Origin of the sequence: Synechococcus sp. CS-1328, from assembly GCF_025128095.1 — a bacterium.
In the GTDB taxonomy this organism is placed as follows: Bacteria; Cyanobacteriota; Cyanobacteriia; order PCC-6307; family Cyanobiaceae; genus CBW1002.
The window spans coordinates 328,108-349,885 of the sequence record NZ_JAHLYT010000071.1 but is presented as its reverse complement, the minus strand read 5'-3'; the positions used below and the strand labels follow the sequence as shown (position 1 = coordinate 349,885).

General features: G+C 64.9%; 21 protein-coding genes and 1 pseudogene. 8 read left to right on the top strand and 14 right to left on the bottom strand.

Going from position 1 to position 21,778, the window contains the following annotated elements; translation table 11 throughout:
- Positions 1 to 224: 224 nt before the first annotated feature.
- Positions 225 to 1,664 carry a hypothetical protein gene (locus KQ310_RS14960; protein ID WP_259722504.1) on the top strand — a complete coding sequence of 480 codons (1,440 nt, stop codon included), beginning with the start codon at positions 225 to 227 and terminating at the stop codon, positions 1,662 to 1,664.
- Here the strand turns inward: KQ310_RS14960 and psb29 are convergent.
- Positions 1,627 to 2,358: a photosystem II biogenesis protein Psp29 gene (psb29, locus tag KQ310_RS14955; protein ID WP_259722503.1), complete on the bottom strand. Its 732-nt coding sequence runs from the start codon at positions 2,356 to 2,358 to the stop codon at positions 1,627 to 1,629. The two genes, KQ310_RS14960 and psb29, sit on opposite strands and share 38 nt — an antisense overlap.
- 119 nt (positions 2,359 to 2,477) lie before the next feature.
- Here psb29 and clpP point away from each other — a divergent pair.
- A pseudogene (clpP, locus tag KQ310_RS14950) lies at positions 2,478 to 3,074 on the top strand (ATP-dependent Clp endopeptidase proteolytic subunit ClpP); the annotation flags it as partial.
- A gap of 281 nt (positions 3,075 to 3,355) precedes the next feature.
- Here the strand turns inward: clpP and ftsH are convergent.
- From ftsH to pyk, 4 genes are all read right to left on the bottom strand, one after another.
- Entirely contained in the window at positions 3,356 to 5,338 is a 1,983-nt protein-coding gene (gene ftsH / locus KQ310_RS14945) for an ATP-dependent zinc metalloprotease FtsH (protein ID WP_259722502.1), read from the bottom strand.
- 101 nt (positions 5,339 to 5,439) lie between these two features.
- Positions 5,440 to 5,712, bottom strand: a complete 273-nt coding sequence (locus KQ310_RS14940) for a DUF1830 domain-containing protein (RefSeq protein WP_259722501.1) — start codon at positions 5,710 to 5,712, stop codon at positions 5,440 to 5,442.
- A 175-nt stretch (positions 5,713 to 5,887) separates the two neighbouring features.
- Positions 5,888 to 7,117: an ABC transporter permease gene (locus tag KQ310_RS14935; protein ID WP_259722500.1), complete on the bottom strand. Its 1,230-nt coding sequence runs from the start codon at positions 7,115 to 7,117 to the stop codon at positions 5,888 to 5,890.
- Positions 7,118 to 7,135: 18 nt separating this feature from the next.
- On the bottom strand, positions 7,136 to 8,902 hold the full coding sequence (gene pyk, locus KQ310_RS14930; protein WP_259722499.1) for a pyruvate kinase: 1,767 nt from the start codon (positions 8,900 to 8,902) through the stop codon (positions 7,136 to 7,138).
- 62 nt (positions 8,903 to 8,964) lie between these two features.
- Between pyk and KQ310_RS14925 the strand changes: the two genes are divergently transcribed.
- Together KQ310_RS14925 and KQ310_RS14920 are read left to right on the top strand one after the other, a co-directional pair.
- Positions 8,965 to 9,294: a nucleoside triphosphate pyrophosphohydrolase family protein gene (locus KQ310_RS14925; protein ID WP_259722498.1), complete on the top strand. Its 330-nt coding sequence runs from the start codon at positions 8,965 to 8,967 to the stop codon at positions 9,292 to 9,294.
- Between the two features lie 40 nt (positions 9,295 to 9,334).
- Positions 9,335 to 9,856 (top strand): hypothetical protein, encoded by a 522-nt coding sequence (locus KQ310_RS14920; protein ID WP_259722497.1) that lies wholly within the window; start codon positions 9,335 to 9,337, stop codon positions 9,854 to 9,856.
- A gap of 10 nt (positions 9,857 to 9,866) precedes the next feature.
- Here the strand turns inward: KQ310_RS14920 and KQ310_RS14915 are convergent, their stop codons facing one another.
- The 4 genes from KQ310_RS14915 to ilvA all read right to left on the bottom strand — a co-directional run bounded on the left by KQ310_RS14915 (position 9,867) and on the right by ilvA (position 13,040).
- Positions 9,867 to 10,355, bottom strand: coding sequence for a hemagglutinin (locus KQ310_RS14915; RefSeq protein WP_259722496.1), 489 nt, complete (start codon positions 10,353 to 10,355; stop codon positions 9,867 to 9,869).
- Positions 10,352 to 10,648, bottom strand: coding sequence for a YggT family protein (locus tag KQ310_RS14910; protein ID WP_197155902.1), 297 nt, complete (start codon positions 10,646 to 10,648; stop codon positions 10,352 to 10,354). Before KQ310_RS14910 ends, KQ310_RS14915 begins: the two co-directional genes overlap by 4 nt.
- A gap of 24 nt (positions 10,649 to 10,672) precedes the next feature.
- The gene (gene scpB, locus KQ310_RS14905; RefSeq protein ID WP_259722495.1) at positions 10,673 to 11,221 is read right to left on the bottom strand and encodes an SMC-Scp complex subunit ScpB; all 549 of its coding nucleotides are present in this window, start codon (positions 11,219 to 11,221) and stop codon (positions 10,673 to 10,675) included.
- A gap of 103 nt (positions 11,222 to 11,324) precedes the next feature.
- Positions 11,325 to 13,040, bottom strand: a complete 1,716-nt coding sequence (ilvA, locus tag KQ310_RS14900; protein ID WP_259722494.1) for a threonine ammonia-lyase, biosynthetic — start codon at positions 13,038 to 13,040, stop codon at positions 11,325 to 11,327.
- 87 nt (positions 13,041 to 13,127) lie between these two features.
- On the opposite strand from ilvA, the gene dxs reads away from it, so the two are divergent.
- Entirely contained in the window at positions 13,128 to 15,047 is a 1,920-nt protein-coding gene (dxs, locus tag KQ310_RS14895) for a 1-deoxy-D-xylulose-5-phosphate synthase (protein WP_259722493.1), read from the top strand.
- Between the two features lie 28 nt (positions 15,048 to 15,075).
- On the top strand, positions 15,076 to 16,275 hold the full coding sequence (locus KQ310_RS14890; protein WP_259722492.1) for an NAD(P)/FAD-dependent oxidoreductase: 1,200 nt from the start codon (positions 15,076 to 15,078) through the stop codon (positions 16,273 to 16,275).
- 110 nt (positions 16,276 to 16,385) lie between these two features.
- Here KQ310_RS14890 and psaK read toward each other — a convergent pair whose 3' ends face one another.
- Genes psaK through KQ310_RS14875 form a run of 3 tightly spaced genes read right to left on the bottom strand, consistent with a single transcriptional unit; the run spans position 16,386 to position 17,396 of the window.
- Positions 16,386 to 16,643: a photosystem I reaction center subunit PsaK gene (psaK, locus tag KQ310_RS14885; protein ID WP_197155898.1), complete on the bottom strand. Its 258-nt coding sequence runs from the start codon at positions 16,641 to 16,643 to the stop codon at positions 16,386 to 16,388.
- 55 nt (positions 16,644 to 16,698) lie between these two features.
- On the bottom strand, positions 16,699 to 17,034 hold the full coding sequence (locus tag KQ310_RS14880) for a DUF3593 domain-containing protein (protein ID WP_259722491.1): 336 nt from the start codon (positions 17,032 to 17,034) through the stop codon (positions 16,699 to 16,701).
- Positions 17,031 to 17,396, bottom strand: coding sequence for a DUF2499 domain-containing protein (locus KQ310_RS14875; protein WP_259722490.1), 366 nt, complete (start codon positions 17,394 to 17,396; stop codon positions 17,031 to 17,033). Before KQ310_RS14875 ends, KQ310_RS14880 begins: the two co-directional genes overlap by 4 nt.
- A 56-nt stretch (positions 17,397 to 17,452) precedes the next feature.
- On the opposite strand from KQ310_RS14875, the gene csaB reads away from it, so the two are divergent.
- The gene (gene csaB, locus KQ310_RS14870; protein WP_259722489.1) at positions 17,453 to 18,493 is read left to right on the top strand and encodes a polysaccharide pyruvyl transferase CsaB; all 1,041 of its coding nucleotides are present in this window, start codon (positions 17,453 to 17,455) and stop codon (positions 18,491 to 18,493) included.
- A gap of 133 nt (positions 18,494 to 18,626) precedes the next feature.
- Here the strand turns inward: csaB and KQ310_RS14865 are convergent, their stop codons facing one another.
- Entirely contained in the window at positions 18,627 to 19,475 is an 849-nt protein-coding gene (locus KQ310_RS14865) for a metallophosphoesterase (protein WP_259722488.1), read from the bottom strand.
- 511 nt (positions 19,476 to 19,986) lie between these two features.
- On the opposite strand from KQ310_RS14865, the gene KQ310_RS14860 reads away from it, so the two are divergent.
- Positions 19,987 to 20,595 carry a hypothetical protein gene (locus tag KQ310_RS14860; RefSeq protein ID WP_259722487.1) on the top strand — a complete coding sequence of 203 codons (609 nt, stop codon included), beginning with the start codon at positions 19,987 to 19,989 and terminating at the stop codon, positions 20,593 to 20,595.
- Between the two features lie 588 nt (positions 20,596 to 21,183).
- Here the strand turns inward: KQ310_RS14860 and KQ310_RS14855 are convergent.
- Complete coding sequence (locus KQ310_RS14855) at positions 21,184 to 21,744, bottom strand: peroxiredoxin (RefSeq protein WP_259722486.1); 561 nt, start codon at positions 21,742 to 21,744, stop codon at positions 21,184 to 21,186.
- Positions 21,745 to 21,778: the final 34 nt, after the last annotated feature.

The following is a 21,778-nucleotide window of genomic DNA, read 5'->3' as shown; positions in this document are numbered from 1 at the left end:
GCGACCCTCGGCGGCTCCAACCTGCTGGCGCTGACCGCTGTGGCTCTGCTGCTCTTCGTGAGCGTTGGGGTGATCTACCTCTCGGCCATTGAATGGCGCGACCGGCGGCGACGTTATGCCCACGACCGCGGCCAAGCGGGCCAAGCGGGCCAAGCCAGCAGGGGAGGCGGCAGAGCAAAGTCTGCCGTTGCCGCTGCACGTTCGGCCGCTCCGAAGCCTCCAAGGTGAACCACGCTCTCTGGCAGCGCGCCAGCAGACGCTGCCTGCTCCTGATCGACCGGTTGCCCTCGCTGGCCCGACCCTCCTGGGTCCGGCCTCGTCTTCCCAGGCCACCGCTTCGGATCACAGCACTGACCCTGTTGCTGCTGATTGCCGTTCCTGTCTGGCAGTTGCAGCGCCAGCCCCGGCCCCGCGCCCAGGGGCTCGAGCGGGTCATGGCCCTCGCTGCCCTGATCCAGAGTTTTGCCGCCACCCCCCAGCGGCCCGTACCGGCCCTCTGGCAGCAACGCCTGGGCAAGCCCCTGGCCGAGCGCGTCTGGCGGCAGCAGCGCACTCCCTGGTGGCAGCTCTGGAGCCGCAATGGTGAGGGCGGTGCCGTGCTGGCCCTTCCGGCGGCGGCCCTGGCCGGAGTACCGCCCGCCTCCAGGCCGGCTCAGGCCTTGGTGGTGGATGATCTGCTCCTGTTGGCGCCCGACCCCCTCACCCGCCAGTGGCTGAGCCAGCAGCTGAGCTCCCGTCCCCGCACCCTGCGCGGCCTGGAGCAGGTCTGCCGTCAGCGACTGGAAACCTCCCAGGCCGTGTTCTGGACTCCCACCGCCCTGGCGGAGATCGCTGGACCGTTGGCTCCGCTGCTGCAGCGCTTCCAGGAGGGCTGCCTGAATCTCAACCTGGCGGGCGCCGGACTGGCCTGGACTGGAGAGGCGGCAGCGGCCACGGGGTTGCTTTCCGGGCCCGGTTCTGCTTTGGCCTCCAGCGCGAAGGCCGCTGCAGCAGCTCCCCTGGCATCCGATGTCCTGTTGGAGTTGCGGGGATCCTCTCTGGATCTGGTGCTGCAGTCGCTGCTGGCACGGCAACTGATCCGCGATCCGCTGGCGGCTCGTTACGGCCTCGGCCCGGCCCAGTTACCGCTGCTGCGGCAGGCTCCCTTCCGCCTGCGGGTGCGTCCCCTTGCCAAAGGTCCGTTCCAGGCTGCCCTGGAACTGCAGCTGGCTGTGGGTTCCGATCGCAAGGACTGGATCGCGATCCTCTCGGCCCTGCGGAGCGCCCTGGAAGAGCAGGGGCTGCAGGCTGTGACTGTCGCGACGGCCGACCCTCTCCCCACAGCCACCTGGACCCGCGAGGATGGGGTGGTGATCGGTGGCTGGCGCTGGCTGAGCGTTCGTGGAGCCCCTCCTGAGCTGCAGTTCTTCCTGGGACCCCTTCCCAAGACTCCCGTTCAGGAACCTCCCCTGGCTCAGGCCCTGCCGCCCGTTGCCAGCCGTATCACCCAGCTGAGCCTGCGTCTGCAACCCGCCGAGCTGGAGGGACGGGGGCTGCTTCCCCCCGCTCTGCCGGCCGTGATCCGTTCCGCCAGGCGGCTGGAGGTCACGGCCCTGGCGGATCAGGCGGGCCGCAATCCCGATCCTCTCAGCCTGCTGACGGGACGCCTTGATCTGAACCCGTGACCTCACTGGCGATCACCCGTTCCTGCTCGGTGGCGGTCGCCTGGCGTTCACGGCGACGCCGATCAGCGGCGACGGTCTCCTCCATCAGTTCCACTGCCTGAACCATCTTCTCGAGGTTGCTGGTGTAGAGCGTCAGGTCCTTGTCGAGACGTTCACGCAGCAGGCCCATCGACTCACCCACCTCGTGGGCCGACTGGCGCAGGGCCTGGGGATCGAGGGACTCGGCGCCGCGAGCTTTCTCCAGCAGGCTCAGCAGACCGACGGCCATCAGGCGGGAGTAGTGAAAATCAGCACGTTTGACGTTGGCCAGCACGGTGGCAACAGGCTCGGGTGCACCGGCGCCCTGCTGCTCAATCCATTGCTTGACCTCCTCGACGCTGTGATCACCCATGGCGGCCATGGCCTGATCGCGTCGCTGGCGCAGCTTGGCGGAGTCGAAGCCTGAGGAGCTGCAGAGGGCTTCGAGGAGTTTCTCGCGCTGCTCTGGGGGCCGGTAGCCCTTGGAGAAGCCGTCAAACACCTGAAGCAACCCGGCGGCGAACAGGGAATCCTGGTGAAATCCTTTCTGCCGGCTGAGCAGATGCAGCTCCACAAGCAGTTCATCCACCATGCGCCGGTAGAGAGGCGCGATCACATGGGGGAAGGCGTGATGGAACACGCGCTTGCTGTCGGCGACGGTGAGGCAGGCGCTCACGCTCCTCGGGCAGGGTTCTTCCGACCATAGCGCTGCTGCCTGCAAGGCTCGGCTGCACCGGCGTTGCGGCGATTCCGCTGCCACTCCTGGCTCAGTAGGATCGCGCCAGCCATCGTTCCCAGCCCATGATCCCGATCGTGATCGAAGAGTCGGGACGGGGAGAGCGCGCCTTCGATATCTACTCGCGCCTGCTGCGCGAGCGGATCATCTTCCTTGGCGAACCCGTCACGGCCGAATCTGCTAACCGCGTGGTGGCCCAGCTGCTGTTCCTCGAGGCCGAGGACCCGGATAAGGACATCTTCCTCTACATCAACTCTCCAGGGGGCTCCGTCTACGACGGCCTCGGCATCTTCGACACGATGCAGCACATCAAACCCGACGTGCAGACCGTGTGTCTTGGCCTGGCGGCCTCGATGGGTGCCTTCCTGCTCTGCGCCGGCACCAAGGGCAAGCGCAGCAGCCTCACCCATTCACGGATCATGATCCACCAGCCCCTGGGCGGTGCCCGCGGCCAGGCCAGCGACATCCGCATCCAGGCGGATGAGATTCTCTACCTCAAAAAGAAGCTCAACCAGGAGCTCTCCGATCGCACCGGCCAGCCTCTCCCCCGAATCGAAGAAGACACCGATCGCGATTTCTTCATGTCTCCAGCAGAAGCTGTCGACTACGGCCTGATCGACAAGGTCATCGACAAGCGCCCTGTCCGCGCCCTCTGAGGCGCTCAACGTGGCGATGGATGGTCTGGAGGGGCTCCCTCGGTCCGTGCCTTTGATGCACTCCGTGTCGGCGCTCCTTGAGATCCAGTTCCATGCCCTGTGTGATGGCCATTCAGGCTTTCTCTTGATTCGTTGACTCAATCAGCGGCTCTGGGAGTGTCATCCCAATGCTTATTCCATACCAATGAAAAAAACCCGCCTAACGGCGGGCTTTTTATTTCTCCCTACTCAGAATTGGATCGCTGTCGACTGTCAGTCAGAACGAGCCACAGGGAGCTTGTCTAGGCCTGAGCCGCTGGTTCCGGCTCAAGGGTCCCAGGGGCAGGCGAGCCATCCTGGCTGACAGCTTCGGTCTGCAGAAGTGGAGAGAAGCGCTCTTTCTCGGGAATCTGAGCGAACTCCGAGACGATGGCCCTGAATTCCTCACCATTAAGGGATTCCTTCTCGATCAGAAGTTCCACCACCCGATCCATGCAGTCCCGGTGTTGTGCCACCAGGGCAACAGTTTCCGTGTAGGCGGTCTGAACGATCTGGCGAACGGCATCGTCGATCTTGCTGGCCAGCCGGTCGGAGCCATCATTGCGGGTCATCAGGTCGCGGCCCAGGAACACCTCCTGGTTACCCGCCTCAAACGACACCTGGCCCAGATCACTCATGCCGAAGCGAGTCACCATCTGCCGGGCGATGGAGGCCACCTGCTGAATGTCGCCACCAGCTCCGGTGGTCACCTCCGAATGGCCGAACACCACATCTTCGGCAGCCCGACCGCCCAGGGCTCCCATGATGCGGGCCCGCAGCTGAGCCCGGCTCACCAGCATCTGCTCCTCATCGGGGGAGAACCAGGTGAGACCCTGGGCCTGGCCGCGGGGAATCAGGGTGACCTTCTGCACGGGGTCGTGGGCTTTGACCAGGGTGCCCACCAAGGCATGGCCAACCTCGTGATACGCGATCAGACGCTTGCTGCGGCCATCGGTGAGCGGTTTGCCCTCCATGCCGGCGATCACCCGATCAACGGCGTCATCAATTTCTGCGAGGCCGGTGGCCTGCTTGTGCCGGCGGGCCGTGAGAATCGCCGCCTCGTTAAGCAGGTTCGCCAGATCCGCGCCAGAGAAACCCGGCGTGCGGCGGGCAATGATCTCGAGGCTCACATCATCGGCAAGGGTCTTGTCGCGGCTGTGAACCTTCAGCACCGCAAGGCGACCTTTGATGTCAGGCACATCCACCTGCACCTGCCGGTCGAAACGACCCGGCCGCATCAGGGCTGAATCGAGCACATCGGCCCGGTTGGTGGCGGCGATGATGATGATGCCGCTGTTGCCCTCGAAGCCGTCCATCTCGGTGAGCAGCTGGTTGAGGGTCTGCTCCCGCTCGTCATTGCCGCCACCGATGCCGGCACCACGCTGGCGGCCGACGGCATCGATCTCATCAATGAAGATCAGGCAAGGGCTGTTTTCCTTGGCGCGCTTGAACAGATCTCGCACCCGGCTGGCGCCAACGCCCACGAACATCTCGACGAACTCGGAACCCGACAGCGAGAAGAACGGAACCCCGGCCTCGCCGGCGATCGCCTTGGCCAGCAAGGTCTTGCCGGTGCCGGGAGGGCCCACCAGCAACACACCCCTGGGGATTTTTGCTCCCACCGAGGTGAACCGCTCAGGGGTCTTGAGGAAGGTCACCACCTCCTGAAGATCCTGCTTGGCTTCCTCCACCCCGGCCACGTCATCAAACTTGACGCCGGTTTCAGCTTCCATGGCGAAACGGGCTTTGGTCTTGCCGAACTGCATCGCCTGGCCAGGACCACCGGGCATGCCCGAGGAGCGGCGGGCCAGGAAGATCAGCGAACCGATCAGCAGCAGTGGGAAGAGCAGATTGCCGAGCAGGCCCAGAACAGGTGGAGCGTTCTTGGGGGGATGGATATCGAAGCTGATGCCTTGCTCTTTGAGCTTGTTGACCAGCTCCGGGGCAACGCCGGGAAGATCCACCCGGAGGCGCTGCACCCGATTGTCGAGGTCGGGGTCAACGGCTTCGATCACGGCACTGCGGCCGCCATCAAAGATGTCGACAGCCGTGACACGACCGGCATCGACATAGTCGAGAAAGCGCCCGTAACTCATGCGGGCAACCGCCGTGTTGCGGGGTGCTGCTGTGGGGCCATCGGGCTGGAGCCGGGAGGTGACCCCGCTACCCAGGAGTTGCCAGGCCAGGAAGCCGGCCACGGCCAGCGGTAGCAGCCAGAGAGCGATCAGACGCCAGCGCTGGTTCATACCTGAGAATAATTCTTACCGACTGTAACGCTGCACCAGGCTCTGCTGGGGAAACGTCATGCGATGGATCTGACCCTCTCTCGGCAAGCCTGAAGCCCGGCTCAACCGGTCTGAAGCCAGGGGGTGGCCTCGGTGGTCACGTTCATGGCGGCTGGGGTGAAGGGCTGCTCGATCAGCAGTTCACGACCCTGAAGCCGCTCCAGCAGTTCCGGTCCCCCGAGCCCATGGGTCCAGATCTCGACGTCGCCCTCGGGGGGGCAGTGAAAGCTGAGCAGCTCAAAGGGGAACACCACGCGTTCCAGGTAAAACTGATCCGGTCCACAGCAGCGAACGATCACCATGCGCTCTGTGGTGTTGCGATATCCGCAGGACATCAGTTCCAAGGCCAGGACAATTGGGAGTCTTGAAACCATCAACCCATTAACCCGGTCTCGGTTTGGTGACGATGGCCACGTTTTTTCGGGTTTAACAGTTTCTTCGGTGTTGACAGGCCAATCCTGGGGTTGACAGGAGCTGCTGTTCGCTGAATGACCTGGTGAGAAAGCAGATCTAGAGGCTGCGCAGCGCCACGATCGGATCCAGCCGTGCCGCCCGCCTGGCCGGAACGACCCCGAAGAACAGGCCGATCGATCCAGACAACCCCACGGTGATCAACACCGTGCCGGCCCCCACGGCCGCTGGCAGGGGTGTGAAGGCCGCCACCACCGCCACCGCCGCCAGGCCCACGGCGCTGCCGATCACGCCGCCGAGGCTGGAGAGCACCAGGGATTCCACCAGAAACTGCCGCAGCACATCGCTGCTGCGAGCCCCGAGCGCCTTGCGCAGGCCGATCTCCTGGGTGCGCTCGCTGACCGACACCAACATGATGTTCATGATGCCGATGCCACCCACAAGCAGGGACACGGCTCCGATCGCCGCCAACATCAGGGTCAGCCCGCCGGTGATCGTGCTCACGATCGTCAGTGCATCCTTCTGGGTGCGCACGGCGAAGTCGTCCTCGCGCAGCAGGCGGTGGCGCTGGCGCAGCAGGTTGGTGATCTGGAACTTGGCGGCGTTGATGCTGTCGTCGTCGCCGGCTTCCACGCTGATGAAATTGAGGCTCACCCCATAGGTGGGATCGCGGCCGCTCAGCTTGCTCACCATCGTGGTGAGGGGCACGTAGGCGGCTTCGTCCTGATTGGAACCGAACACGGCCCCTTTGGCTCCCAGAACGCCAATCACCTCAAACGACTGATCGCGGATGCGCAGTTGCCGGCCGATCGCGCTGCCGTTGGGCAGCAGCTTGTCGCGCAGATCGGGGCCGATCACGGCCACGTTGCGAGCGGAGCGCAGATCGCCGCTGCTGAAGAACCGCCCCTGGGCCAGATCAAAACTGCGCACCGTCAGGAATTCCGGCGTCACCCCCGACACCGATGCGGAGGTGCTGAGACCGCCGGCCTGGATCACTTCGCTGAGGGTGATCTGGGGCGCGACCCGCCGCACGCTCGGCACCTGGGTGGCGATCGCCTCGGCATCATCCAGCACCAGGGTCTTGGGGAAGTCGATGCCTTGACGCCGGGTGTCGTTGTTGCCCGGCACCACGAACAGCACGTTGGCGCCAAGGGTGCTGAGCTGACCTTCGGCCAGGTTCTGGGCTCCCTGGCCCACCCCCACCAGGCTGATCACCGAGGCGTTGCCGATCACGATGCCGAGCATGGTGAGCAGGCTGCGCAGCCGGTTGGAGCGCAGGGTGGTGAGCGCCATCCCGACCGTTTCGGCCAGGGGAAGTCTCGAGGCCATGGCGGGGATGCAGCCGGCCTACAGGATGGACCGATAGCCGTCGGAGTTGTGGCTGCGGGCCCCGCGGTGCACCAGCCCCTCCGGCACATCCAGGGTGACGATCTCCCCCTGCCGCAGATCCTTGGTGGCATTGGCCACACCCACAATCGCCGGGATGCCGATCCGCTCGGCGATCACGGCGGCATGGCTGTCAGTCCCCACGGTTTCGGTGATCATCCCCTTGGCTTTGCGGATCGCGTCCACATAGGCGGCGGAGGTTTCCGGCACCACCAGGATTTCCCCCACCTGCAGCATGGCTGCCTCTTCCGGGGTTCTGGCCAGCCGCACCCGGCCACTCACCGAGCCCCCACCGACGCCGGTGCCCTTGCCCAGCACCGCCGAGACGATCCCCACCTTGATGAAGTCGGTGGAGCCACTGATGCCGGCCAGGGTGCCGGCGGTCTGGACCACCAGATCGCCATCGCTGAGCAGACCCATCTCGCGGGCGATGCCCATCGCCATGCTGAAAGTACTGGTGCTGGAGTTCTGCTCCTTCACCAGTAGGGGCGTCACGCCCCAGACCAGTTGCAGTTGCCGCGCGACCCTCACGTCGCCGGTGATGGCCAGGATCGGCGTGCTCGGCCTGAACTTGCTGACATTGCGGGCCGTGGCGCCGCTTTTGGTGAGCGTCAGGATGGCGGAAGCACCAAGCTGACGGGCGATGCTGCTCACCCCCTGGCTGATCGCGTTGGGGATGGTGTTGGCCAGATGGCTGTCGAGGGTGCGGCGCGGGTAATCGCGCTCGATGCGGCGGGCGATCTGATCCATGGTGGCCACCGCCTCCACCGGAAAGTCCCCCACGGCGGTCTCGTTGGAGAGCATCACCGCATCGGTGCCGTCGAGGATGGCATTGGCCACATCGCTCACCTCGGCGCGGGTGGGCCGGGGGCTGGAGGCCATCGAATCGAGCATCTGGGTGGCCGTGATGATCGGGATGCCGAGGCTGTTGGCCTTGCGGATCAGCTCCTTCTGGAGCAACGGCACTTCCTCGGCGGGCATCTCCACACCGAGATCACCGCGGGCCACCATCACCCCGTCGCAGAGGGGAAGGATGGCGTCGATCTGATCGATCGCCTCGAACTTCTCGATCTTCGCCACCACCGGCGTGTTGTGACCCTGGCTGTGGATCAGATCGCGGATCTCCTGCATGTCTGAGGGGTTGCGCACAAAACTCAGCGCCACCCAGTCGACGCCCTGTTGCAGTCCGAAGGCCAGATCCTCGCGATCCTTGTCGGTGAGGGCCCGGATCGAAAGCTGCACGTCGGGGAAGTTGACCCCCTTGTTGTTGGAGAGAACCCCGCCCACGGTGATGCTGCAGTGAAGGGTCTGCTGGGCCTGATCCACCTCCTCCACCAGCATCTCGACCCGGCCGTCATCGAGCAGGATGCGGCTGCCGCAGGGCACTTCGTCGGCGAGTTTGTTGTAGGTCACGGTGGCGATGGTCTGGTCGCAGCTCACATCCCTGGAGGTGAGACTGAAGCGATCGCCGTTCGCCAACGTGATCGGGCCGCCGACGAAGCGCCCCAGACGGATCTTCGGACCCTGCAGATCCTGAAGGATGCCGATGTTGGCTCCCATCTGATGCGCCACCTGTCGGATGGTGGCGATCCGGGTGGCGTGGTCGGCGTGATCGCCGTGGGAAAAATTGAGCCGGAACGTGGTGGCGCCAGCTTCGATCAGTTGCCTGAGCCGTTCCGGCGATTCGGTGGCGGGCCCGATGGTGGCCACGATCTTGGTGCGACGCATGGGACCGGACAGAACCATCGGTGACAGCCGGAAACTACCATCCAACCTCACGATCTCCAGTCATGGATTTGCGCAGCTATCAGCAGCGCTCACGGGCCACGGCCCATTACCCCGATGCTGGTGCCAACCCGATCTATCCCACCCTCGGCCTCTGTGGTGAGGCCGGCGAGGTGGCCGACAAGGTGAAGAAGGTGCTGCGGGATCGCGGCGGCGTGTTCGACGACGCCGTGCGAGAGGGCCTCAAGGCGGAGCTGGGGGATGTTCTGTGGTACGTGGCTCAACTGGCCACCGAGCTGGGTTTCGATCTGGAGGAGGTGGCCGCCGCCAATCTCGCCAAACTGGCCAGCCGGGCAGCCCGCGACGTGATCGGCGGCAGCGGCGACGATCGCTAGGGCGGATTCGGTAGACCGGAACGCAGTTTGCGCCTCTGCCATGCACCGATCCCTGGCGGCGTCCTGGAGGACGTCCTTGCGGTTCCTGCGGCGTGCCTTGGTCGTGGGGCTGCTGCTGGGCTCACTGCTGGGGGGCGTTACCCCTGCGCTGGCGGCCGAGCTGGGGGTGCGCGAGGTGGTGCTGGAGCCCTGCCCCCGCGGTGATGTGGGTGCCCAGCCGGAGCAGGGACGCAGCGGCACCGCCAGCTGCTATGCCCTGCGGGGCGTGGTGGCGAACCCCAGCCGCCGGGAGGTGGTGGATACGGATGTCTACGCCGTGATCCTCGATGCCAGCGGCGAGCCGGTGCTCCAGAACCGCAGCCGGGTGGGCTCGATCGGTGATGTGCCGCCCGGAGACTCCGCCTTCGGCCTGCGTCTGGCTGTGCCGGCTGGAACCCCTGGCCCGTTGCAGGTTCGCCATGTCAAGGCACGGGGGTTCAGCACGCCGGTACGGCGGCGTGCGGGCGAGAACGATGAACTGCTGCCGCTTGAGCAGGCTCTGGAGCCTGTCGACCCTGCCTGAGTGCTGCTGCTCAGAGGTGGTCGCGGTGGATGTGGCCATCGCGCCAGCTCCAGATCCACGGACTCAAGGCCAGCAGATCCTGAAGATCCTGGCGTTCCCGCAGGCTCAGCGGAATGAATTCAGTGGCGTAGCTGAACTGGGGATCCCGCACCGACTGGTTCAGCACGATGCTGCCCGCTTCCCCCGAAATCGAGCGATGCAGGGTGCCGATCGGGATCTGCAGGGCCCCCATGGCCCGCTGCAGGTGCACGACATGGTGGGGCTGATCCCAGGAGGGGTTGAGCAGCACGAAGCTGCGGCTGCCACTGAGCACCAGGTTGTGATCGACCTGGTGCTGGTGCCGGTAGAACTGCGGAAAATCCTCGTCGTCGGGAGGAGAAACGGCCGGCCCCTCGTGGACCACCACATCCGTGCCATTGCTGTGGGGAACACTGGCATCGAAGAAGGTCACCAGCGGGGTGTGCCGGAAGACGTGGATCGGAACGAAGGTGAGGGTCATCCGTACATGGACGCCTGGGCCATCAGCGAGGCGCTGGCACCGCCCAAGAGGCTCTGGAGCAGTTGCAGGGCGATGAAGGCCAGGATGGCCGAGAGGTCAAGGCCGCCCAGGGGTGGGATCAGGCCCCGGAAGGCATTGAGGTAGGGATCGGTGATCGAGCTCACGGTCGAGAGCAGCGGGTTGCTCCAGTCCAGGTTGGGGAACCAGCTCAGCAGGACCCGCACCAGCAGGATCAGCGTGTAGATCTCAAGGGTTCTGGCCAGTACGGCCAGCAGCAGGCTGAGAATTTCCATGGGTCGGGTGCCGTCGGCTCGACTCTATGCAGCCTCCCGATCCGGAGCCCGATCCGGAGAGGGTGGGGATTCCCCGTTCGCCGCTCCCTGCTCGTCAGCCCGGGCCGGCAGCACGGCGAAGGTGCGGTGAAACTTCTCGCTCAGGCTGATCCAGTAGGAGCGCCCATCACTCTGGCGTTTGCGTTCTATGAAATTCTGAGCGAGCAGCTCCTTGATGTGGTCGTAGGCGCCGGAGCCGCGCAGCTCCACCAGATCGGATTGCAGCAGCCGCTTCTTCAGCGCGATCGTGGCCAGGGTGCGCAGGGCGGCGGTGGACAGATCCACCGGCAGCAGGCTCTGCACCAGATCGCTGAGGCTGTCCTTGAGCTGCAGCCCATAGCACTTGCCCTCCTGGCGGATCTCGAGGGCCGTATCACGATGGGCGTAGTCGGCCATCAGGGTGATCAGGCCCAGCTCAGTCTCCTCCGGACTGGTGGCCGCGATCGCGGCCAGTTCAGCCAGGCTGAGGGGGCGCCCCTTCAGGTAGAGGATCGCCTCGAGGCGGGCCGGCAAGGAGAGGGTGTCTCGAGCCATCGACGCGAGAGCAGGGAGAAAGGGCGGCGCTGCGGTCGTCACCGAAACCTAGCGGAGCTGGCAAGGCCAGCCCTGGCGGCCGATCCCACCTCCTCTACATGGCCTATACGCCGGCCGTGGGCTGCTCCAGCCTGTTGGGAGGTTGATCGCCTCCCAGGAACAGCCGGTAGGCGGGATTGCCCGTCTCGTCCCAGTGGCGATAGGCCAGGCCTGCCAGGAACTGCTCCCAGGCGGCCTGTTCGTTCGGGGGCACCTGCAGACCCACCACGATCCGCCCCACGTCAGCGCCCTGGTTGCGGTAATGAAAGATGCTGATGTTCCAGCTGGCATGAAGCGCCTGCACGAAGGTCATCAGGGCACCCGGTTTTTCCGGGAACTCAAAGCGGTAGAGCAGCTCCTCGCTCTGGGCGGCGGCGGCCACGGCACCGGCGGGCAGGCGTCCCCCCACCATGTGGCGCAGGTGCAGCTTGGCCAGTTCGTTGTCTGAAAGATCGAGGCAGGCGAACCCACCGCTTCGCAGTTCGCCGATCAGCTGCTGGGTGTCGCTGTGGCCGCGGATCTGGACCCCGATGAAGATGTGCGCCACCCGAGGATCGGCCATGCGATAGCTGAACTCGGTGAGGCTGCGACCCCCCAGGAGCTCACAGAACTGACGCAGGCTGCCAGGCCGTTCCGGAATCTCCACGGCCAGCATCGCTTCGCGCTCCTCGCCCAGTTCGGCCCGTTCCGCCACGAAGCGGAGCCGATCAAAGTTCATGTTGGCGCCACAGGCCACGGCCACCAGGGTCCGCCCTTTCAGGCCACGCCGTGCCACGTCAGCCTTCATGCCGGCCACCGCCAGGGCTCCGGCCGGTTCAAGGATCGAGCGGGTGTCCTCAAAGACGTCCTTGATGGCGGCGCAGATCTCGTCGGTGCCCACGGTCACCATCGCGTCCACGTAGCGCTGCGCCAGCGCGAAGGTGTGCAGCCCCACCTGCCGCACCGCCACCCCATCGGCGAACAGGCCCACCTGCTCCAGGATCACCCGCTCTCCGCAAGCCAGGGAGCGGGTCATGGCATCGGCGTCGGTGGGTTCCACGCCGATCACCTCCACAGCGGGCCAGAGGCTCTTGACATAGGCGGCGATGCCGCCGATCAGGCCGCCACCACCCACCGCCACGTAGATGGCATCGGGGGGTGAGGAGCACTGCCGCAGGATTTCGAAGGCGATCGTGCCCTGACCGGCGATCACTTCCGGATCGTCGAAGGGGTGGATGAAGGTGAGACCGCGCTCGATCTCCAGGCGCTGGGCTTCCGCGCAGGCTGCGTCGTAGTTGTCGCCATGCAGCACCACCTCGGCGCCGCGGGCCGCCACGGCCCGCACCTTCATCTCCGGCGTGGTGACCGGCATCACGATCACCGCGGTGCAGCCGAGCTTGCGGGCCCCGAGGGCCACGCCCTGGGCATGGTTGCCGGCGCTGGCGGCGATCACCCCCCGCTCCAGCTCAGCGGCAGAGAGCGACGCCATCTTGTTGTAAGCGCCCCGCAGCTTGAAGCTGAACACCGGCTGCAGGTCTTCGCGCTTGAGCAGCACGGTGTTCTCGAGCCGGTCCGAAAGGTTGGGGGCCGCATCGAGCGGCGTTTCGATCGCCACGTCGTAGACGCGCGCCCGCAGGATGCGCTGCAGGTAACTGCTCGCTTCAGGCAACGGCTCGTCCCTGCCGTTGACATCGCTGGTGTTGGCCTCGCTGCCGATGGCCTGCTCGCCGATGGTCGGCCTGCCGCTGGTCTGGGACGCGACGGCGCGGGGCGTGGGGGCGCTGGAGCGTGGATCGATCATGCGCGTCAGTGTCGCAACCCCCTGTAGCGGATGTCGCCGTCCCGCGGGAACGACCACCTAGATTGCCCTTCACGAGAGAGCCAGGGCATGCATCTCAGCGAGCTGAGTCACCCCAATCAATTGCATGGGCTCAGCACCGCTGACCTGGAGGCGATCGCACGACAGATTCGGGAGCGCCACCTGGAGGTGGTGTCCACCAGCGGCGGCCACCTCGGTCCTGGTCTTGGGGTGGTGGAACTCACCCTGGCCCTCTACCAGACCCTCGACCTTGATGAAGACCGGATCGTGTGGGATGTGGGCCATCAGGCCTATCCGCACAAACTGATCACCGGCCGCTACAACGATTTCGACAGCCTGCGCCAGAAGAGCGGGGTGGCCGGTTATTTGAAGCGCAGCGAGAGCCGCTTCGATCATTTCGGTGCCGGCCACGCCTCCACCTCGATCTCGGCTGCCCTGGGCATGGCCCTGGCCCGTGATCGCCGTGGCGAGGATTTCAAATGTGTGGCGGTGATCGGTGATGGCGCCCTCACCGGTGGCATGGCTCTGGAGGCGATCAACCACGCCGGCCACCTCCCCCGCACCCGCCTGCTGGTGGTGCTGAACGACAACGACATGTCGATCAGCCCGCCGGTGGGAGCCCTCTCCACCTACCTCAACCGCATGCGGCTGAGCCCGCCGGTTCAGTTCCTCTCCGGCAACGCCGAGGAGGCGATCCGCCATCTGCCCTTCCTGCACGGCGAACTGCCGCCGGAGCTGGAGCGCATCAAGGAGGGCATGCGCCGCCTGGCCGTTCCCAAGGTGGGCGCGGTCTTCGAGGAACTGGGCTTCACCTACATCGGCCCGATCGACGGCCACAACATCCCCGAGATGGTGCGCACCTTCGAGTTGGCGCATCGCACCGAGGGTCCCGTGCTGGTGCACGTGGCCACCACCAAGGGCAAGGGCTATCCCTATGCCGAAGCCGATCAGGTGGCCTACCACGCCCAGTCGGCCTTCGATCTCAAAAGCGGCAAGGCCTATCCCTCCAGCAAGCCGAAGCCGCCCAGTTACAGCAAGGTCTTCGGTCAGACCCTGGTCAAGATCTGTGAGCAGGATCCGCGCGTGGTGGGGATCACTGCCGCCATGGCCACCGGCACCGGGCTGGATCTGCTCGAGAAGGCCCTGCCCAAGCAATACATCGATGTCGGCATTGCCGAGCAGCACGCTGTCACCATGGCGGCCGGCATGGCCTGCGAGGGCCTGCGACCGGTGGTGGCGATCTACAGCACTTTCCTGCAGCGTGCCTACGACCAGCTGATCCACGATGTGGGTATTCAGAACCTGCCCGTCACCTTTGTGCTGGATCGGGCCGGCATCGTCGGAGCCGACGGCCCCACCCACCAGGGCCAGTACGACATCAGCTACCTCCGCGCCGTGCCCAATTTCACGGTGATGGCCCCAAAGGATGAGGCCGAACTGCAGCGCATGCTGGTGACCTCCATCCACCACACCGGCCCCTGCGTGATTCGCATCCCTCGCGGTGAAGGCGAAGGTGCTCCGCTGATGGAAGAGGGCTGGGAGCCTCTGGAAATCGGCCGGGGTGAACTGCTCACCGATGGCGACGACCTGCTGATCGTGGCCTATGGAGCCATGGTGGCGCCAGCCATGGCCACCGCCGGCCTGTTGCAGGAGAAGGGAATCCGGGCCGCCGTGGTCAATGCCCGTTTCCTTCGCCCCCTCGATGAAGCCCTGATCGTGCCGCTGGCCCGCCGCATCGGTCGGGTGGTGACCATGGAGGAAGGTGCCCTGCCTGGTGGCTTCGGTGCGGCGGTGGTGGAGAGCCTCAACGACCACGATGTGCTGGTGCCCGTGCTGCGCCTCGGTATCCCGGATGTGCTTGTGGATCACGCCACCCCGGAGCAGAGCAAGCTGACCCTGGGTCTGACGCCACCCCAGATGGCGGAACGGATCCAGCAGCGCTTTGCGGGCGTCTTCGTTGCCGCGGAACGCCAGGCTCTTCCGGTCTGAGCCTGGTGAATCCCTGAACAACTGCGCAGTGATCGACTGCGAGGGTCTCACCTGCGACGTGCTGATCGTTGGAGCAGGGCCGGCTGGGGGGCACCTGGCCAGGCTGCTCGCCGGCCGGGGCGTGGATGTGCTGCTGGTGGATCAGCTGCCCGATCTGAGCCGGGCGGCCTTCAGCAGTGCAGCCATGCCGCTTGAGGCCGTGGAGTCTTTCGGCTTGCCGGCCGAGGTGGTGGCCAGTCGCTGGCGCAGCTGGCAGTTGATCGGTCCAGGCCAGTCCTCGCGCCACTGGAGCTCGGCCTTGCCCCTGGGGGTCGTGCTCGACTTCGGCGCCCTGCGGCTCTGGTTGGCGGAGCAGTGCCGCGGCTGGGGTGGACGCGTCGAGCTGGGCCTTCGGGCCCTTGGCTATGAAGAGGTGTCTGGTGGTCTGCTCACCCACCTGCGCCAAAGCGATGGTCGCCCTGTGGCTGTGCGCAGCAGCTGGGTGGTCGATGCCAGCGGCCAGGGGCGTGCCCTGCTGGGCGATCCGCCGGATCTGGTGGTGGGGCGTGGCGTGGAATGGCTGCTGCAGGTGAAGCCATCACAGTGGCAGCGCTGGGCCGAGCAACTCACTTTTTTGCTCGGCAGCGACTGGGTGCCCCAGGGCTATGGCTGGGTGTTTCCAATGCAGTGCGGCCGTCTGAAGCTGGGGGTCTGCCGCCTGGATCAGCCGGTCCGCGGCGCCTCATCCTTCCGACAGCGCCCCCTCGGGCCGGATCTGCAGACCCTGCTGCATCGCCTTGACCTGGACGGTGCCGGAGTGCTGGACCGCCACGGCGGCCTGATCCGCAGCCGCATCGATCGCTGCGAGCCCCATGGCCGCGGGCGCCTGATCGGCCTGGGCGATGCGGTGAGCACCGCCAACCTGCTCGGCGGTGAAGGGATCCGCCATGCGATGGCCAGCGCTGGCCTGCTGGCGCCGTTGCTGCTGCAGGAGCGCGATCCTGATCGGCTGCGAAGGCGCTATCAGCGGCAGCTGAGCAAGCACTTCGGCTGGCGCTGGCCCCTGAGCGGCCGGCTGGCCCGTCGCACCTGGCTGGCGCTGCGGGATCGCCGCGCTGATCACCGTCTGGAGAGGTTGCTGGCCGGCCTCGAGACCTGTCAGGCCGCCGATCTGTCCGCCCTGTTGTTCGACTACCGCTTTGAGCGTTATGGCCTGCGGGCCCTGCCCTACCTACTGGGCTGGCGCTGACAACGGCGACGTCTGGCTGGAATCCGCCTCGGGTCGGTTCCCATCAAAAAGCGGCCCCTTGGGGGCCGCAAGCAGGCCAGGGATCTGGCCTGTGATCTCGATCGGCGGGTTCAGACCACGCCGCGGGAGGCCAATCCGAGGATGGCGCCGATGCCGAAGATGTGACCCAGGCTGGTGGTGGCCAGCAGGGAGGCATGGCTCATGCCGCCGAACATGGCGGAGTTGGGCAGTTGGGCGCCCACATTGGGCTGTTGGATGGTGGCCTTGCCGATCGCGATGGCGATCACGTTGCAGACGATCATCACCAGGGCCACTTTCGGGGACCAGGAGATAGAGGCAGGGGCCAGAGCCAGAAGCGGAGCGATCATGGAGCAAAAGCCGACGTCCCATCTTCCGGGCAGCGCAGCCTCCAGCCGATTCCCCTTAAGACTTGTTCATGCCACCGGCGCCGTTTTGGCGGACGCTGCCCACGCCGGCGAAGCCAAGCAGCACCAGCAGGTTGCTGATGGTGAGGAAGCTCTCAGCCCCGCCGTGGAGCGGGTCGACGTTGGCGAGCTGGTCGTCGAAGCGCACCTGGGCGATCACCGCCGCCACGATCGTGATCGCCACGAACAGCAGCGTGGCCTGGAAGCCACGCAGGGCCAGGCACGGGAATCCACGAATCCGTGCCGCCCACCACAGGAAGGCCAGGTACGGCAGCAATGAAATCACGAACAGGGGGGCCGGATCGAAACGGGCCAGCAGGGTCAGGACGCTCATGGCTGGCTGGTCGGCAGGGTGGGGCTGCTGGCGGATCCGGAGCTGGTGAGGTCGGCGGCCCCTGCCGGCAGGGGTTGGTGGCGCCACAGATTCCAGGCCGCCAACGCCAGGGCGGCGTTACCGAGGGCGGTGCATCCCGCCTGAAAGACCACCAGCCCATCCAGGTCCGAAGTGTTGTCGAACAGGTGCCAGGTGCAGGCCGCCATGGCGCTCACCAGGGCCGGCAGCATGGCGAGGGCCAGCCAGCGCCAGCCCCCCTCCTGGCGGCGACGCCCCCAGACAATCACAGCCACGATCGCCGCCATCCACTCCAGCACCGAGGTGATGTGGATCCACCAGGTGGGCAGGGAGAGAGCATGCATGGCAGGGGAGCCCACGGTGATCCGTAATGTACGGAGCCTGCCCGGGTGCGTGTTCGATGCAGGCCCTGCTCTGCGGTTATTACGGCGAGCACAACCTCGGCGATGACGCCCTGCTTCAGGCCCTGCTGGCCCAGCTCCCCTCAGGTTGGAGCGCCCTGGTCACCGCCCACGACGAAGCCGAGGTTCAGCACCGATTCGGCGTGGAGACAGTGCAACGGCGGGGGGTGGCTGGGGTGCTGCGGGCCTTGGATCGCTGCGATGCCCTGGTGTTCGGCGGCGGCAGTCTGCTGCAGGACTCGACCAGCTTTCGCAGCCTGCTGTATTACGCGGCTCTGATCCTCAAGGCTCGCTGGCAGGGGAAACCGGTGATCCTCTGGGGTCAGGGCCTCGGACCCCTGCGCCGCCGTCGCAGTGGCGCACTGGTGGCGTTGGTATTGCCCAGGGCCACGGCGATCAGCTGGCGAGACCCAGACTCGGCCAGTCTGGCCAGGCGCTTTGGTGCCAAGGGTGTGGTGGGCAGCGATCCGGTCTGGGGGCTGGCGGCCACACCCCCTTCAGAAACCCTGCAGGAGCGAGCGATCGTGCTCTGCTGGCGACCGGTGGAGCAGCTGCGGGGAGAGGCCTGGCGCCCCTATCTCGAGGCTGTGGCAGCCCTGGCCCTGTCGGCTGATCGCTCCGTGTTGTGGATGCCGTTTCACCGGCACCAGGATCGGGGTCTGCTGGCGCGGCTTGAGGCTGAGCGATTGGTGCCGCCTGCCCTGCTGGAGCGCAGCCGCGAGCTGACGGTGAACAGTCCTGAGGAGGCGATGGCGGTGTTCGCCCAGGCCGGTCTGGTGATCGCCATGCGCCTGCATGGGCTGATCCTGGCGGCCCTGGCCGGAGCTCCCTGTGCGGCCCTCAGCTACGACCCCAAGGTGGCCGTCGCTGCAGCGGCGATCGGGTGCCCTTGCCAGGACCTGGCTGCCATGCCCGAGTCTGCTGCCCTGCTCGCCTCCTGGCGCGCCGTGCTGGATGTGCCGATGGAGCGCGAGTGCATCGAATCTCAGCGCGCTGACGCAGCTGTACACCAGCAGCTCCTGGTCGAGGCCCTCCACTGATGAATCGCGAGTGGCATGGTTGCAGACGCGAACAGCTTGTCAGGGGGGTTTCAACCTGCAATCCTCCAGGCTGGTCTGCCAGCTGCCATCGGATCCCCGGGGGGATCATGAGCTGACAACGCTGGGCTTGTACTCAGGGTTGCGCCGTCAGCTGCACCTGATCGATGCGCTGTCCCTTGCTGTCCCAGGCCTGCAAATCCAAACGGGTGGGGGTGAAATCCAGTTCAGCGAAGCTGTAGACACTTGCGGCCCTTGCGCTGCGGGCGTTGGCTTTGACAGGCCGCAGCCAGGCCCCGGCACCACCGACGGTGAGATAGGTGATGCCATCAATCGGCTTCGTGCGCTCGTAGTTGTGCTCGTGGCCGTTGATGTACAGCTGCACGCCGTGGCGTTTGAAGAGAGGCGTCAGTCGACTGATCAGCTGCGGCTGGTCGCCGTAATGACCTGACGAGTAGATGGGGTGGTGGCCAACCACCACCTTCCAGGGGGCCGTACTGGAGGCCAGGGCACCCTGAAGCCAGGGCAACTGTCTGCTCCAGTCGACGTTGACGTTGGTGTCGAGCAGAAAGAACTCCACCGGCCCTCGTCGCAGGCTGTACCAGCGTCCCGCCATGCCGAAGGGCTTGTACTGGAGCTGCGGAGTTCCGTTCGCGGTGCGGATGTCGTGGTTGCCGAGCACTGCATGAAAGGGCACCCCAGCCTGGAGCAGGGACCTGTAGGGACGTTCAAAGGTCGACTGCACCAGCTTGAGGTTGCCGTCTGGGTAGATGTTGTCTCCCGCCATCAGCACCAGATTCACCGGCTCGCGGCGATGCAACTCGGCCATGCGATCGGCCACGGCCTGCTGGTTGGCATTGCCGCTGCCGCTGTCGGCGATGGCCAGCACCCGCAATCCTGTGGGCGACACCTGCCCGGCGGAGCTACCTGCCCGGGGAATGATCCAGGGAGCTGTTGCCAGGACAATGCCCAGGACCGGCAGCATCCTGAGCAGCTGGCGGCGGCGGAGCCGCGTTAACGGTCGGTGCAGACTCCGGGGCAAAGGATCCATCTGGCAAAAAGGCTGCTTGTCACCCTAGAGAGGAGTTGTCTGCCCCTGGTCGAGGCTGGGGCGCAGAGCGCAGCACCCCAGCCAATGACTGACCTGCGACAAGGCAGGCCCAGCTTTCGCCGAGCCGATGGAGGGTCGCTTGGACGATTCATCGGGCCAAGCCCTGGTTACGGAATTCCAACGCAGCCGCAGCAAGTGCTTGACCAGATCCACTTGTCGATACTTTGCGAGTGTTGAACTCATGATGCGGCCGACTGCCTCAAGGGAAGCTGATTTGCTAAATGTTTAAACAGCTAGTCTTAGACATTCGGCCATCATCTACTCAGGCACCAGTCTCTTGTTTGAAACAATTGTTTGTTCCAATCATTTGTTGCTCAGGGCTACTGGCAAAGCACCGTCCCTGCTGAATGCCTAACATAGGGGCGTCAGAAGCGAAGGGCAGGCAATGCCGGCCAGCGCCATGGAAGAGGTTGATCTGATCACCGGAATTTCACTGGCTTTGCCAGGCGAGGGGCCAATCTTTCTCGGTGGCATGGCCACGGAAGCGGTGGGGTACTACATCCAGGTCAAAGCAGCTGCAGTGAGCCTGCCCGGTTCGAAGATGAACGCGCTAGGCACCTCAAAACAGCAACGTCTCTTCATCGACAGTGTATTCAGTCGACTGGATCCGATCCTCAATGTTGACTTTGCACGCCAGAAAGACAAGCAAGGCTCTCTGATCGACTTCTACAGCGTTGACAACATCGGTGGCAACAAGGCCAATCTGGGGATGGCCTTACGCCAGGGAAATAAGTTCGATCTGCTCTGGAAACAGACTTCTGGCGACAACAGTATCTGCTCAAGCGATAAGGAATCCATCGTGCATGAGGTCGGCCATGCCCTCGGGCTACGTCATCCCTTCGACGATCCATGGAATCCGGCCTTCACCACAGCGAGTACGGCAATGAGCTACAATACCGACGCAACTATGGCGAGCAATCCATGGTTCAGCGCGAATGATCTGGCGGCGTTGGTTAAGATCTGGGGCCCAGAGACTGATCCGGTGATTGCCTGAATGGCTTGCGGGCACCTCCAATCATCCCAATTCCCCGTGGTTGAGCTGACTCAGGCTCATGTCCCAAGCCTGAGCCGCCCCGATCCGGAAGTCTCGGCGAGGGCGACTTTTCGAGGCGCCCTTGAGGCAGGTGATGGATAAGCAGAATAGAGCGTAACTACTGCTATTAGATGTTTGCCGAGCAGGAATTGCTGGTGAATCGAAGTCTCAGTTGACTTTTGGCAGACAACAACGAAGGAAGAGTCTCGCCTGGAAATGAATTGACTCGCCGACATCTTTTTGCGGAAGTTATACTACCATGAGTGAAGTTCGTGATAAGTCGGTTCAGCTAGCCATCGCATGACAAGGGCCTGGGGATGCAGGCTCGAGGACTTGATGGATGAGTTTCCGCTGGAGAGTGCCATGGAGTGGGGAACCGGTTCTGGAAATCCTGCCCAGCTCTCCGGTTTGATGCCTATCCATGTCACCACAATCCTTGTATCAGCCAAACTGAGAAGGTCTTGAGCATTTCTGTGAGGCCGGTGTGTTGTACTCGCGAGAGATGCGGCAGATTGTCTGACCGGTACGACATGACATCCCGTAGCCAACTCACCCCTCGTCTTGGCTGCTCTCCTGAAGAGTTTGCAGTGTGGCCAGCACCTCCTGACTGTGCAGGGTGGGCCGAACCGCGAACCAGCGCTCCCGCAGGATGCCGGCAGGATCGATCAGGAAGGTATGCCGTTGCGAGAAAGGGGCGATCCAGGAGCCGTAGCGCTGGCTGACGGTGCCACCCGGATCAGAGAGCAGAGGGAAGGCCAGTCCTTCGCTGTCGCAGAAGGACGCGTGGGCCTCGGGATCATCGGCGCTGATGCCGACCACCTCGGCGTCCAGGGCATGAAAGGCAGTCAGGTCACGCTGAAAGCCACGAGCCTCGAGCGTGCAACCACCGGTGAAATCCTTGGGATAGAAATAGAGCACCAACCAGCGGCCGGCGAAGTCTGTGAGATTGCGCTGGATGGTGGATCCAGCCACGACTCCCTCAAGATCGAAGGCCGGAGCCACCGTCTCGAGCGAAGGAAGGGTGCCGCCCATTGCAAAAGCCTGCCTGGGACGTCCAAGCAGGCCAAGGGTTGCCATGGCCAGGCCTTGAAGAAGGGGTCGGCGATGCATGGCGGGATTCAGAACTTGAAGGCTGCGTCAGGCT

What these genes read in the sequence shown, in the direction of transcription:
- ftsH (WP_259722502.1), bottom strand. Translation starts at nt 5,338, where the DNA reads ATGAACCAGCGCTGGCGTCTGATCGCTCTCTGGCTGCTACCGCTGGCC.
- KQ310_RS14940 (WP_259722501.1), bottom strand. Translation starts at nt 5,712, where the DNA reads ATGTCCTGCGGATATCGCAACACCACAGAGCGCATGGTGATCGTTCGC.
- KQ310_RS14935 (WP_259722500.1), bottom strand. Translation starts at nt 7,117, where the DNA reads ATGGCCTCGAGACTTCCCCTGGCCGAAACGGTCGGGATGGCGCTCACC.
- pyk (WP_259722499.1), bottom strand. Translation starts at nt 8,902, where the DNA reads ATGCGTCGCACCAAGATCGTGGCCACCATCGGGCCCGCCACCGAATCG.
- KQ310_RS14925 (WP_259722498.1), top strand. Translation starts at nt 8,965, where the DNA reads ATGGATTTGCGCAGCTATCAGCAGCGCTCACGGGCCACGGCCCATTAC.
- KQ310_RS14920 (WP_259722497.1), top strand. Translation starts at nt 9,335, where the DNA reads ATGCACCGATCCCTGGCGGCGTCCTGGAGGACGTCCTTGCGGTTCCTG.
- KQ310_RS14915 (WP_259722496.1), bottom strand. Translation starts at nt 10,355, where the DNA reads ATGACCCTCACCTTCGTTCCGATCCACGTCTTCCGGCACACCCCGCTG.
- KQ310_RS14910 (WP_197155902.1), bottom strand. Translation starts at nt 10,648, where the DNA reads ATGGAAATTCTCAGCCTGCTGCTGGCCGTACTGGCCAGAACCCTTGAG.
- scpB (WP_259722495.1), bottom strand. Translation starts at nt 11,221, where the DNA reads ATGGCTCGAGACACCCTCTCCTTGCCGGCCCGCCTCGAGGCGATCCTC.
- ilvA (WP_259722494.1), bottom strand. Translation starts at nt 13,040, where the DNA reads ATGATCGATCCACGCTCCAGCGCCCCCACGCCCCGCGCCGTCGCGTCC.
- dxs (WP_259722493.1), top strand. Translation starts at nt 13,128, where the DNA reads ATGCATCTCAGCGAGCTGAGTCACCCCAATCAATTGCATGGGCTCAGC.
- psaK (WP_197155898.1), bottom strand. Translation starts at nt 16,643, where the DNA reads ATGATCGCTCCGCTTCTGGCTCTGGCCCCTGCCTCTATCTCCTGGTCC.
- KQ310_RS14880 (WP_259722491.1), bottom strand. Translation starts at nt 17,034, where the DNA reads ATGAGCGTCCTGACCCTGCTGGCCCGTTTCGATCCGGCCCCCCTGTTC.
- KQ310_RS14875 (WP_259722490.1), bottom strand. Translation starts at nt 17,396, where the DNA reads ATGCATGCTCTCTCCCTGCCCACCTGGTGGATCCACATCACCTCGGTG.
- csaB (WP_259722489.1), top strand. Translation starts at nt 17,453, where the DNA reads ATGCAGGCCCTGCTCTGCGGTTATTACGGCGAGCACAACCTCGGCGAT.
- KQ310_RS14865 (WP_259722488.1), bottom strand. Translation starts at nt 19,475, where the DNA reads ATGCTGCCGGTCCTGGGCATTGTCCTGGCAACAGCTCCCTGGATCATT.
- KQ310_RS14860 (WP_259722487.1), top strand. Translation starts at nt 19,987, where the DNA reads ATGCCGGCCAGCGCCATGGAAGAGGTTGATCTGATCACCGGAATTTCA.
- KQ310_RS14855 (WP_259722486.1), bottom strand. Translation starts at nt 21,744, where the DNA reads ATGCATCGCCGACCCCTTCTTCAAGGCCTGGCCATGGCAACCCTTGGC.